Origin of the sequence: Bradyrhizobium sp. AZCC 1577 (assembly GCF_036924575.1) — a bacterium.
Taxonomy (GTDB): Bacteria; Pseudomonadota; Alphaproteobacteria; order Rhizobiales; family Xanthobacteraceae; genus Bradyrhizobium.
In genome coordinates this window covers 2,895,133-2,908,103 of sequence record NZ_JAZHRQ010000001.1, presented here as the reverse complement: position 1 = coordinate 2,908,103, position 12,971 = coordinate 2,895,133, and the positions used below count along the sequence as shown (strand labels likewise).

The window sequence follows — 12,971 nt, the reverse complement described above, 5'->3', positions numbered from 1 at the left end:
TTTCCTACTTCAACAGTTGAGCGACATTGTCCTTGGTCACGAGGTCGAGGCCGGTATAAATGACCTCGGGAACCTTCTGGCCCTTCTTGATTGCCAGCAGAGTGTCCATCGCCTTCTCGCCCATCTCGAACGGGCGCTGTCCCGTAAGCGCGTTGGAGTAGCCGTCACGCAAGAGTTCAAGCTGCATCTTGAGCGTATCGGCGACGACGAGCGTCAGCTTGCCGGCATCGATGTCCTTCTTGTTCTTGTTGACGAAGGCCTTGTAGCCTTCCGGCGCAAACATCGGCCAGCCGCCAACCGGCACTATCGCGCCGAGATCCGGCGTGGCAGTGCGCAGATCCGCCATCTGCTGGACCGCGAGCGCAGGATCGTCATTGCAGAAGGTCGGCGAGCCCGCGACCTCGACCCACTTCGAGCCCTTGAGCGCCTCGCGCACGCCATCGACGCGCTCGGCGAGGTTCTTGGCGCCCGGACCACCGGAGACGACGGCATACTTGCCGCCCTCGGGCTTGAGCTGCAGCAATTGCTTGCCGAGCGCGAGGCCGAAGTCCTTGTTGTTGGTGCCGATATAGGCAATGCGCTTGGAGCCTGGCGCATCCGCATCGAAGGTGATGACAGGAATACCGGCCGCGGTCGCAGCCTCGATCGACTTCGTCATCGCTGCGACATCCGCGACCGAGATCGCAAGACCATCCACCTTTTGCGTAATGAAATCCTGGATGATCTGCGCCTGCGTCGCCGGCTCATGCTCGACCGGCCCCTTGTAAATGCATTCGACGTTACCGAGCTCCTTGGCGCGCTTCAGGCAACCGTCGCGCGCGACGTCGAAGAACGGATTGTTCATCGCCTTGGGCACGATCACGAACTTGTAGGTCTGGGCGAATGCCGGTGTCGCCATCATCGCGATGGCCATTCCGGCGAGAAGTATTTTCCTCATTGGTCCCTCCACATTTGTGCCTATCCCTTTGAATTGAATCTCCAGAAGGCGGATAGACGAAGTGTTCGTTGCTCTCCCGGAGTAACCTCAAGTGATGCGTGAGCGGATGCGGTCGACCAGCACGGCCAGAATGATGATCACGCCCACGAGCGTCTGCTGCCAGTAGGAGCTGACCTGCGCGAGCACGAGGCCATTGCGGATCACCTCAAGCAGCACGCAGCCGACGATGGCCCCGAGCGGGCCGCCGACGCCACCTGCGAGATTGGCACCGCCGATAACCGCCGCTGCGATCACGTTGAGTTCGTAGGATGTCGCCATGTTCGCGGGCGCAGACCCCAGCCAGCCCGAGACGATGATGCCCTGCAGCCCTGCGGCCAGCGCACAAATCACGTAGACTTCGATCTTGACCCGTACGACCGGGATGCCGGTCAATTCCGCCGCCTTCTCGTTGCCGCCGAGCGCGAAGACATGACGGCCGAAGCTCGTGTGGTGCAGCACGATCGCCATTACCGCCGCGAGGATCACGAGATAGATGAATGGCGCCGGTACGCCGAACAGATCGCCCGATGTCAGCGCGTAGAAATAGTCGGCATCCGGTCCGCCCGGAAAGCTGCCGCGCCCGTTGGAGACGACATAGCCGAGACCGCGGACGATGGAGAGCATGCCGAGCGTAGTGACAAAGGGCGACAGCCCGAGCACGGCTATGCAGAAGCCGTTGACGAGGCCGACGATCAGCGCGGTGACAAGTCCCGCCAGGATCGAGACAAGCAGGATCAGCCCCGGTACATTGGCGACCACGGTCTTGCCGTCCGCAGCCAGATGCACGAACAGGGACGCGCCGGGCATGCCCGGCGTCGACAGGCCCGACATCACCATGGACGTGATCATGGCGGAGAAGCACATCATCGATCCCACCGAGAGATCGATGCCGCCGGTGATGATCACGAAGGTGATGCCGAGGGTGGCAATGGCGATGAAGGAAAAGTTCTTCGCCACGTTCTGCATGTTGCCCTGCGTGAAGAAGTAGGGGCTCGCAAAATGCATCGCGATCAGCAGCCCCAGCAGCGCCAGCAGAACGTAGCCGGTTTGGGATGCAAAGATGCCGCGCTGCCACCACCTGATACGGCCTACATTGGTGAAGGAGATCGGAGATTCCAGCGGCATGGCCATCACGCAGCCTCCTTCGCACCGGTGATCAGGGCAGTGACTTCCTCGGGACTGGTATCGCGGATCGACTTGTCCGCCCGCTTCTCGCCGCGGCGCATGACGACGACGCGGTCGCAGACCGCGAAGACATCGGGCATGCGGTGGGAAATCAGCATGACGGCGACGCCCTGCTCTTTCAGCCGATGGATCAGGCCCAGGACCTGCTCGACTTGGCGGACCGAGATCGCCGCGGTCGGCTCATCCATCATCACGAGCTTGGCGTTCGACAGGCGGGTTCGTGCGATCGCAACTGCCTGGCGCTGGCCGCCCGACATCTGCTTGACGAGATCATGCGGTCTCGTCTCGGAGCGCAGCTCGCCGAACAGCTCCAGCGCGCGCGCCGCCATCGCATTGTGATCGAGGAAAGCGAACGGGCCGAATTTGCGCTTGAGCTCGCGGCCGAGGAAGACGTTGGCCGCCGCCGTGAGATTGTCGGCAAGCGCCAGGTCCTGATAGACGACCTCGATCCCGACCGCGCGGGCATCGATGGGACGGTAGAAATGCACCGCGTTGCCGCCGAAGCGGACCTCGCCATGGGTGGGGCGGAAGTTTCCGGCGATGATTTTGACGAGCGTCGACTTGCCCGCGCCGTTGTCGCCCATCAGGCCGACCACCTCGCCGGGGAAGACCTGCATGTCGACGTCGTGCAGCGCGCGGATCGCGCCGAACTCCTTGCCGATCCCTGTCAATTCCAGAACCGGTTGCCCGGCTGCACCTGCGGTTTCCATGCTCGGCCTCGCTCAGACGTACCGGTTGACCAGTGATTCCAGATATTCCTGACGACCCGAGCGCGGCTGCGGATCGAAACCGGGTGCCAGCGCGCGATCAGCAAGATCGGCAAGCGAACGCTGGCCAGCGAGGATCGCGCGTCCCTCGGCATCAGCCCATCCGGCGTAACGTTCCGCAATCGGCATCGTCAGCGCCTCGGCATCGAGCATGTCGGCGGCGGCAACGAACGCCCGCGCGCAGGCGTCCATCGAGCCGACATGGGCGTGGATCAGATCGTCCGGATCGATCGATTGCCGCCTGATCTTGGCGTCGAAATTGAGACCGCCCGTCGTGAAGCCACCGGCCTTCAGGATGTCGTGGAACGCCAGCGCCAGCTCTGGCACGTTCATCGCGAACTGGTCGGTATCCCAGCCGAGCAGATCGTCGCCGCGGTTGATGTCGAGCGAGCCGAACACGCCGAGCGCCTGGGCCAGCGCGATCTCGTGCTGGAACGAATGGCCGGCAAGGATGGCGTGGTTCTGTTCGATGTTGAGCTTGACGTCGTTCAGAAGGTCATAGCGCTGGAGGAACCCGTAGCAGGTGGCGACGTCGAAATCATACTGATGCTTGGTCGGCTCCTTCGGCTTCGGCTCGATCAGGATCGGTCCCTTGAAACCGATCTTGTGCTTGTGCTCGACGACGAGCGAGACGAAGCGGCCGAGCTGGTCGAGTTCGCGCTGAATGTCGGTGTTGAGCAGCGTCTCATAGCCTTCCCGTCCACCCCAGAGCACATAGTTCTGACCGCCGAGCCGATGCGTTACCTCAAGCGCGGCGCGGACCTGGCCGGCGGCATAGGTGAAGATGTCCGGATCCGGATTGGTCGCCGCGCCCGCCATGTAGCGACGATGTGTGAACAGATTGGCCGTACCCCAGAGTAGACGCACCTTGGAAGACGCCATCTTCTGTTCGAAGAGATCGGCGATGGCGTTGAGGTTGGCAACGGACTCTGCCAGCGAGGCGCCTTCCGGCGCGGCGTCGACATCGTGGAAGGTGAAGAAGGGCACATCGAGCAGGCGGAACAGCTCGAACGCGACGTCGGCCTTGGCGCGCGCCATTGCCATCGCATCCGCGCCATGATGCCAGGGCCTCATGAACGTCTCGCCCCCGAAAGGATCGCCGCCGGGCCAGCAGAACGAGTGCCAGTAGCAGACCGCGAAACGCAGGTGGTCCTCGAGCCGCTGCCCGTGAACGATGCGATTCTTATTGTACCAGCGGAAGGCGAGCGGGCTTTTGGCGTCCTTGCCGCCGTAGGCGACCGGCGCACTCGCCCCGAAGAATTTGGGTGACACGTTCACAGGGAGAACTCCTTCAGCGCGGGATATAGTTTTCGCCACTGGTGATAGGCTTCATCGTAAGCGGCTTCGGCAGACGCACGCGGCGTGAAGCTCGCAAGCCGCCGCGGACGCGTGCACACCTGGGCAGGGTTTTCGCCTGTGGCGGCAAGCCGGCCGAGCCGTGCCGCGCCAAACGCTGCACCGACCTCGCCCTCCTCAACGCGGTGGACGGAAATGCCGAGCACATCGGCGCAGATCTGGGCCCACAGCGCCGAGCGCGAGCCGCCACCGACGAGATCGACTTCGGTGATCGCCGAACTGGCATCGCCGAGCGCCGAGAGATTGTCGCGCGCGGCGAAGGCCACGCCTTCGAGCACAGCCTGGACGATCTGATCGCGTCCCGTCGCGCCGCGAAGACCCACGAACGCGCCGCTGGCGGCAGCGTCGTTGTGTGGCGTGCGCTCGCCATCGAGATAGGGAAGGAACTTGACGGGGCTCGGTCCGCGGACGGTCTCGCCAAGCGGCGCCAGCAGCGCGGCGGCAGGCGTCGCCATGACGCCCGAAAGCCAGGCGAGCGAGGCGGCCGCCGCCAGCATCACGCCCATCTGGTGCCAGAGACCCGGAAGCGCATGACAGAAGGCGTGCACAGCCGACGCGGGCGCCGGCGCAAAACTGTCGGTGACGCGAAACACCACGCCCGAAGTTCCCAGCGACAGGAACGCATCGCCGGGCGTGATGGCGCCGAGCCCGATCGCGCTCGCGGCACAGTCTCCCGCACCGCCGGCAACCATGACATCTTTCGCCATACCCCAGCGCTTCGAAAATTCGGGGGCGAGTGCCGCGCCGATCTCGCTGCCTTCGACCAGGCGCGGCATGTGGTGAAGATCGAGCCCCGTGGCATGCAGCAGCACTGCAGACCAACGGCGCTGACCGACATCGAGCCAGAGCGTGCCGGCGGCGTCCGACATGTCCTCGACCATCTCGCCGGTCAGGCGGTAGCGCACATAGGCTTTTGGCAGCAGCACTCTTGCCACGCGCTCGAAAATCTCGGGCTCATGGCGCGCTACCCAGAGCAGCTTTGGCGCGGTGAAGCCTGGCATCGCGAGATTGCCGGCGATAGCGTGGAGCGAGGGACAGCGCGCCTCCAGCTCCTTGCACTCGGCATAGGAGCGGCCATCATTCCACAAGATGGCCGGACGCAGCGGACGGCCGTCCTCGCCGAGCAGGGTAGCGCCGTGCATCTGGCCGGAGAGACCGATGCCACGCACCTGCGCGACGTCGCTCGGATGAACGGACGCGAGATCGTCGATGGCGCCGATCGCTGCATCAACCCAGGCGTCCGGATCCTGCTCGGACCACAACGGTGCGGGATGCGAGAGCGCAAGCTCGCGCGCGGCTGTCGCGACGATTGCGCCAGTCTCGTTCACGAGCACCGCCTTCACACCGGACGTGCCGATGTCCATCCCGAGATACACGTCGTCATCCTCCCTTCCGGCCCGGTTCGCGATCTCTGTCGCCTTCCCCACATCGGGCCGTCTTGCAAATCAGTTCTGCAGGCTATGGCAGATTGTCCCGCATCACGATGTCGATCCGGATCTTCTCCTGTTCACTCAGGATCGGCTCGCCGCGGGCGAGCGCGAGCAGCACGCGCACGGCGGCGCGGGCCTCATGTCCCGGGTTTTGCGAGATCGCCGCATCCATCACGCCTTGCAACAAGAGCTTGCGCGTGAGCACGGTGACGTCGTGTCCGACGAACACCACCTGCTTCTCGCGATCGGAATCGATCAGGGCCTTGGCAACGCCTTGCGTGCCGGCGCCGACATTGTAGAGGCCGACGATGTCAGGATGTTTGCCGAGCAGCCGCGACATGAGCTGTTCCGAGCGCTCGTCCTCGTCGCGCCCTTCGAGCACGGGCAGCACGTTAAGCCCAGCAAACTCCGACGCCATCACCTGATTGAAGCCGAAGATGCGCTCGGCATGGTCGCGCAGGCCTTGCGAGCCGGCGACGATCGCGACTTTGCCGGATCGCGGCCCAACGAGGCGGCCGACCAGCGCGCCGGCGGTGCGCCCGGCGGCGATATTATCGATGCCAACATAATAATGACGGCGCGACGACGGCACATCAGAAACCAGCGTCACCACCTTGGCGCCACCATCGACGAGATCATTGATGGCGGCCCGCACGCTCGGATGATCGAGCGCGACAACCGCGACGCCGTCATACTCGCCGACAAGAGCCTCCAGCGAGTTCGCGAGAACGGAGGCATCGAACACGTCGGTCGCGACCATCTCGACCGCGAGCCGGCGGGCCGACAGCCAGCCCGACATCTCGCCGAGATAGGACTGGATCTGCTGCATGAACAGGTTCGGTCCCGACGGCATCACGAAGGCGAAGCGCCGGGCACGGCCACGGGCGAGCTCGGCACCGGCCACATGCGGCTGGAAGGAGTTGCGCGCGATCGTCTCCTTGACACGGCGGATCGTATCCGGCCGCACGCCGGGGCGGTTGTGCAGGACGCGATCGACCGTCGCGAGGCTGACGCCAGCCTGGCGGGCGATGTCCCTGAGCGTGAGAGGGTTGTCGGCGTCCGGCTCCTTCATGAGCTGAAGGCTAGCAGAGGTTATTTGAGGTACGCAACTCATTTTGAGGAATACGGCGCAGCAGCGGGGAGCTGCTAGAACTCCCGAGGCAAAGCCGATGGTGAATTGCAGCACGGCGCCAATTGCGCACAAGTGGCCCAGCTCACTGAGCAGTACGAGCTCAGAGTTGTCGGATTCTCAGCTCACGAAGCCTTGCTATGTCCCATCGTGCGGACCGTCGGGAGGTTCGAGTCGGGGGAGCGCTACCGTTTTTGCCGACACCAACCGAACCTGCGATATCTCATCGCATGAGGCAGTTCATGCGCGTTCGGGCTGCTGCCTTTGAGATGTACGAAGGGCACGAACTGCCGTGGAGCATGTTCGGAGCCACCGCCGTGCAGCGGGGCTGCAGCTGAACTGCGGATCATCAACGTTTCGTCGACTGTTCCTCGAAAACTTTGACGGATACGTTCGCCACCTGTCGCAGTGCTTCCCGATCGGCGCCTGATGACGCCATCACGCCCATGCCGGCGGACACCGCCGAGAGATAGCGCGCCAGCGCGCCAGCGTCGGCGGTCTGCTTCAGATCGCCCTCCTTCTTCGCCCTGACGAAGCGTTCGCGGAGCTGATCCTCGGTCAGCGCACGGCGCGCTGCCAGCTCAAAGGGAACGTTCTCCGAACCGGTACCGCAGGCAAGGCCGCCCTGCACGAGCAGGCAACCGGGCGGATTGTCGGGATCGGTTTGGCTGTCTGCGGTACCCAAGAGCATCCGCTCCGCGACGTCGCGGGCGGTCGGCGCGCTCAAAACCCCCTCCATCCAGGCCGCACGTTTGGCCGTGTACCGGTCGAGCGCAGCCTTCAGGAGACCTTCCTTGTTTCCAAATGCCGCATAAAGGCTCGGCGGGTTAATGCCCATCGCCTCGGTAAGCTGGGCAATGGTCGCGCCCTCATAGCCATGTCGCCAGAAGACTTCCATCGCCTGATCCAGTGCGGCATCGGCGTCGAATTCTCTCGGGCGTCCCATGGCCATTCGCGTTACTCCCTTGAAGCCGACGCCGTTTTCCGCTCGGCGTTCAATCCTCTAACATTCTGATTTGTTGTGGTTCTTTTATTTGATTTCCAGTCTTGCGGCTTCCGACATAAGATTTTCGTAGTGTACAGTACATAAGTATCTTGCGGACCGTCGTCCAGCTCCATATCTGTAGCGATCACTACATTTATGGAGCGCGCAAATGCCCCCATCCGCCAATACCCCCCGTTCCGGCCGATTCCGACACGTTGTCGGCGGCGTTGCCATCATCGGCGTCCTCGCGGCGGCCGGTTCGATCGCGAGCGGCCGCTATTTTCATGCAGCCCAGGCGACCACAGGGACCGCACCCGAGCAGGCCGTCTCCGTCACGATCGCGGTGGTCGAGCCGCGCCGGACCGCGCTGTGGGATGACTTCTCTGGACGTCTCGAAGCCGTCAACCGCGTCGAGCTCCGCCCACGCGTCGCTGGCGCTATCCTGTCGGCCAACTTTGCCGAGGGCGCGTTGGTGAAAGCCGGCGATGTCCTGTTCAAGATTGATCCCGCGCCCTACGCCGCCGAAGTGGATAAGGCGAGCGCGCAGCTCGAGGCAGCAAAAGCGCGTGCGATCTTCACTGCGAGCGAAGTCGAGCGCGGCGCGCAACTCGTCGGCAACGCCGTCGTCACGCGTCGCGATTTCGACCAGCGCGACAACGCCAATCGCGAAGCGATCGCCAATGTGAAGGCGGCCGAGGCGACGCTGCAGACTGCAAAGCTCAATCTAAACTACACCGAGGTCCGCGCACCCGTCGATGGCCGCGTCGGCAAGATCGAGGTGACCGTCGGAAATCTCGTGGCCGCAGGGACTGCCTCCCCGGTCCTGACCTCTCTGGTCTCTGTCAACCCGATCTATGCGAGTTTCGATGCGGACGAAGAGATCGTGCTGCGGGCGCTGAATTCCATTGCAGATCATTCGGGCAAGCGCGGCAATCTTGATCAAATACCCGTCGAGATGAACACCTCCGGTGGCACATCGGCCAAAGGCCATATCCAGTTGATCGACAACCAGGTCAATGGCCAGAGCGGCACGATACGCGTCCGCGCGGTATTCCAGAACGAGGATGGCCGCCTCATCCCCGGCCAGTTCGCGCGGGTGCGGATGGGCCAGCCGCAGCAACAGACGCTGGTGATGATCGACGAGCGAGCCATCGGCACCGATCAGGATAAGAAGTTCGTTATGGTGGTCAGCGACGACAACCGCGCGGTCTATCGCGGAATAACGCTCGGCGGCGCCGTCGACGGGCTCCGCATCGTGACGGGTGGCCTAAAATCCGGTGACCGCATCGTCGTGAATGGCCTACAGCGGGTACGCCCGGGCGCACTCCTGAAGACCGAAATTGCCCAGATGGGCTCGCGCGGCCCACAGCAAGCATCGAACGACAGCAACCAGCAAATCGTGCAGCGCTAACTACCCGCAGCGCTTGGGGCATAGCAATGAAACTCTCAAAGTTCTTCATCGATCGGCCGATCTTTGCCGGCGTGCTTTCGATCGTGATCTTCCTGGCCGGCCTAATCTCGCTCTTTGCCATGCCGATCTCGGAGTATCCGGACGTCGTGCCGCCCTCCGTGGTGGTGCGCGCGACCTACCCCGGCGCCAATCCGAAGGTGATCGCGGAGACAGTGGCAACGCCGATCGAGGAGCAGATCAACGGCGTCGAGAACATGCTCTACATGAGCAGCCAGGCAACCACCGACGGGGCGATGACACTGACCGTGACGTTCCGCCTCGGCACCGATCCTGACAAGGCGACACAGCTTGTACAGAACCGCGTGCAGCAGGCCGAGCCGCGCCTGCCGGCGGTAGTTCGCCAGCTCGGCATTATCACCAAGAAGAGCTCGCCCGACCTCACCATGGTCGTGCACCTGCTGTCGCCAAACAACCGCTACGACATGACGTATCTTCGCAACTACGCGGTGCTGAACGTCAAGGACCGCCTTGCGCGGATCGACGGCGTCGGTGATGTCCAGCTCTACGGTGCCGGCGACTACTCGATGCGCGTCTGGGCCGACCCGCAGAAGGCCGCCGAGCACGGCCTGACCGCAAGCGATATCGTAAGGGCGATCCAGGCGCAGAACGTCGAGGCCGCCGCCGGCGTGGTCGGCTCCTCGCCGAGCGTCAAGGGCATCGACCTTCAGATGTCGGTCAACGCCGAAGGTCGGCTCGCGAGTGAAGAACAGTTCGGCGACATCGTGGTCAAGACCGGTTCGCGTGGCGAGGTGGTGCGGCTGCGCGATGTCGCGCGCATCGAATTAGGTGCGTCCCAATACGGCCTGCGCTCGCTGCTCGACAACAAACAGGCGGTGGCGATCCCGATCTTCCAGGCGCCGGGCTCCAACGCGCTCCAGATCTCCGACCACGTCCGCGCCACCATGGCCGAGATCAAGAAGAACATGCCCGAGGGCGTATCCTACCAGATCGTCTACGACCCCACACAGTTCGTGCGCTCGTCGATCGAGGCGGTGATCCACACGCTGCTGGAAGCGATCGCGCTGGTGGTACTGGTGGTCATCCTGTTCCTCCAAACCTGGCGGGCTTCCATCATTCCGCTCCTGGCCGTCCCGGTGTCGATCGTCGGCACATTCGCCGTGATGCACGTGTTCGGCTTCTCCATTAATGCGCTCAGCCTGTTCGGCCTGGTGCTCGCGATCGGCATCGTCGTCGACGACGCTATCGTCGTGGTCGAGAACGTCGAGCGCAACATCGAGGCCGGGCTGTCGCCGCGAGACGCCACCTACCAGGCAATGCGGGAGGTCTCCGGCCCCATCATCGCGATCGCACTGGTCTTGATTGCCGTATTCGTTCCCCTCGCCTTCATTTCCGGTCTCACCGGGCAATTCTACAAGCAGTTCGCGCTGACGATCGCAATCTCGACCGTGATCTCCGCGATCAACTCACTGACGCTATCGCCGGCATTGTCGGCGTTGCTGCTCAAGGGCCACAACGAGCCCAAGGACAGGCTGACCCTCATTCTAGAAAAAGGGCTCGGCTGGTTCTTCCGCGGCTTCAACCGCGCCTTCGCGCGCGCCTCGGAGAATTATAGCGGCAGCGTGTCCAAAGTGATCTCCGGCAAGGCCGCGGTGATGGGCGTCTATGTGCTCCTGATTGGCCTGACCGCCCTGCTCTTCCAGCAGGTGCCGAGCGGCTTCGTCCCGGGTCAGGACAAGCAGTACCTCGTCGGCTTCGCACGCCTGCCCGACGGCGCCACGCTCGACCGCACCGAAGAGGTCATCCGCAAGATGAGCGACATTGCGCTGACCCAGCCCGGCGTCGAGAGCTCGGTGGCGTTTCCCGGCCTGTCGATCTCCGGTTTCACCAACTCCTCCAACGCCGGAATCGTGTTCTCTACCTTGAAGCCGTTCGACGAGCGCAAGGATCCCGCGTTGAGTGGCGCCGCGATCGCGGCCGAGCTGAACAAGAAATATGCCGGGATTCAGGAAGCCTTCATCGCCATGTTCCCGCCGCCGCCGGTAAACGGGCTCGGCACCATCGGCGGCTTCAAGCTCCAGATCGAGGACCGCGCCGGCCTCGGCTATGACGCGTTGAACGAGGCGACCAAGGCGTTCATGGCCGCGATGCAGAAGGCACCGGAAATCGCCGGCGTCTTCTCGAGCTTCCAGGTCAACGTGCCACAGTTGTTCGCCGACATTGACCGCACCAAGGCCTTGCAGCTCGGCGTGCCCGTGACAGAGGTCTTCAACACACTGCAGATCTATCTGGGCTCGTACTACGTCAACGACTTCAACAAGTTCGGGCGCACCTATTCGGTCTATGTCCAAGCTGACGCGCCGTTCCGTACGCGGGCCGACGACATCAGGCAGTTGAAGGTGCGCTCTGCGTCCGGCGACATGATCCCGCTCTCGGCGCTCTTGAAGATTCGCCAGAGCGCCGGGCCTGAACGCGCGATCCGTTACAACGGTTTCCTGTCCTCCGACATCAACGCCGCGGCAGCGCCCGGCTATTCCTCCGGCCAGGCCCAAGAAGCGGCCACCCGCATCGCCGCCGAAGTGCTACCGCCTGGCTTCGCCTTTGAATGGACCGACCTGACGTATCAGGAGTTCATCGCCGGCAACTCCGGCATCTGGGTTTTTCCACTCGCGATCCTCCTCGTGTTCCTGGTGCTGGCTGCGCTCTATGAGAGCCTGACCCTGCCCCTGTCGATCATCATGATTGTGCCAATGGGGTTGCTTGCCGCGATGTTCGGCGTCTGGATGTCGAAGGGCGACAATAACGTCTTCACCCAGATCGGGTTGATCGTGCTGGTGGGATTGTCTGCCAAGAACGCGATCCTTATCGTCGAATTCGCGCGCGAACTGGAATTCGCAGGTCGTTCGCCGATCCAGGCAGCGATCGAGGCAAGCCGCCTGCGGCTGCGTCCGATCCTGATGACCTCGATGGCATTCATCATGGGCGTCTTGCCCCTGGTGCTCTCGACCGGTGCCGGTTCGGAAATGCGCCGAGCTATGGGCGTCGCCGTCTTCTCCGGCATGATCGGCGTCACGGTGTTTGGCCTGTTCCTGACACCCGTATTCTACGTTCTATTGCGCACCGTCACGGGACTGAAGCCACTGACAAACCATTCCGCCAGTGTAGCGACCGGTCATGCGCCGGAGCCCGGTCGCTGATGCGGGGCACTCTGACCGAACGACGGACAGTGGTTGGCCGCGGCCAAACGATGAGCGCCCATAGGCCGCGGAACGCCCGCGAGCCGCGGCCTATGGCGCGGGGCAGAACGAGCCGCGCACGATCGACGAATAGATCAATCTCGACGAGTACGACCGGCGTGTGTGCTTGCAGTACGGCTTGCGACCATGCGGCGAGCTGCTTGCATTGACATTTCGGGGCCGCCAGCGGGCTCCAACCGCTACCGTCAGGAGTACGAAATCGCAGAAGATCGTAGCTTGGCGTAGAAAATCGCGGCCCGTGGTAGCGGGGGGCCGCTACCGCCTTTCCCCACACCAACCGAACCTGCGATATCTTCTTCAATCTTCCGACTCATGGAAGCGACCGAGCAGATCGGGACGTGGAACGCACCGCACACGGCGAGCTTGTCCACGGGCATTGTAGAACTGGGATGGCACCGCTATGGCTGGCGGGGGCCGCTCTAGGATGGTATTGTCTTCAGGAGCTATTGAAGCTCCG

At 63.3% G+C, this 12,971-nt stretch carries 9 protein-coding genes; 2 read left to right on the top strand and 7 right to left on the bottom strand.

Going from position 1 to position 12,971, the window contains the following annotated elements; translation table 11 throughout:
* Nucleotides 1–4: 4 nt before the first annotated feature.
* From V1278_RS13485 to V1278_RS13455, 7 genes are all read right to left on the bottom strand, one after another.
* Nucleotides 5–937: a sugar-binding protein gene (locus V1278_RS13485; RefSeq protein WP_057843321.1), complete on the bottom strand. Its 933-nt coding sequence runs from the start codon at nucleotides 935–937 to the stop codon at nucleotides 5–7.
* Between the two features lie 87 nt (nucleotides 938–1,024).
* Nucleotides 1,025–2,107 carry an ABC transporter permease gene (locus V1278_RS13480; protein WP_334364170.1) on the bottom strand — a complete coding sequence of 361 codons (1,083 nt, stop codon included), beginning with the start codon at nucleotides 2,105–2,107 and terminating at the stop codon, nucleotides 1,025–1,027.
* A complete protein-coding gene (locus tag V1278_RS13475) occupies nucleotides 2,107–2,871 on the bottom strand; it encodes an ATP-binding cassette domain-containing protein (RefSeq protein WP_334381064.1) in 765 nt (254 codons plus the stop codon). The genes V1278_RS13480 and V1278_RS13475 overlap by 1 nt, the downstream gene beginning before the upstream one ends.
* Before the next feature lie 12 nt (nucleotides 2,872–2,883).
* Nucleotides 2,884–4,206, bottom strand: a complete 1,323-nt coding sequence (xylA, locus tag V1278_RS13470; protein ID WP_334381062.1) for a xylose isomerase — start codon at nucleotides 4,204–4,206, stop codon at nucleotides 2,884–2,886.
* A complete protein-coding gene (xylB, locus tag V1278_RS13465) occupies nucleotides 4,203–5,660 on the bottom strand; it encodes a xylulokinase (RefSeq protein WP_334381061.1) in 1,458 nt (485 codons plus the stop codon). The genes xylA and xylB overlap by 4 nt, the downstream gene beginning before the upstream one ends.
* Before the next feature lie 82 nt (nucleotides 5,661–5,742).
* Nucleotides 5,743–6,786 (bottom strand): LacI family DNA-binding transcriptional regulator, encoded by a 1,044-nt coding sequence (locus tag V1278_RS13460; protein ID WP_334364174.1) that lies wholly within the window; start codon nucleotides 6,784–6,786, stop codon nucleotides 5,743–5,745.
* Between the two features lie 406 nt (nucleotides 6,787–7,192).
* Entirely contained in the window at nucleotides 7,193–7,795 is a 603-nt protein-coding gene (locus V1278_RS13455) for a TetR/AcrR family transcriptional regulator (protein WP_334364175.1), read from the bottom strand.
* 202 nt (nucleotides 7,796–7,997) lie between these two features.
* On the opposite strand from V1278_RS13455, the gene V1278_RS13450 reads away from it, so the two are divergent.
* Nucleotides 7,998–9,239, top strand: a complete 1,242-nt coding sequence (locus V1278_RS13450; protein ID WP_334381060.1) for an efflux RND transporter periplasmic adaptor subunit — start codon at nucleotides 7,998–8,000, stop codon at nucleotides 9,237–9,239.
* 26 nt (nucleotides 9,240–9,265) lie between these two features.
* Nucleotides 9,266–12,454 carry an efflux RND transporter permease subunit gene (locus tag V1278_RS13445; RefSeq protein ID WP_334381059.1) on the top strand — a complete coding sequence of 1,063 codons (3,189 nt, stop codon included), beginning with the start codon at nucleotides 9,266–9,268 and terminating at the stop codon, nucleotides 12,452–12,454.
* Nucleotides 12,455–12,971: the final 517 nt, after the last annotated feature.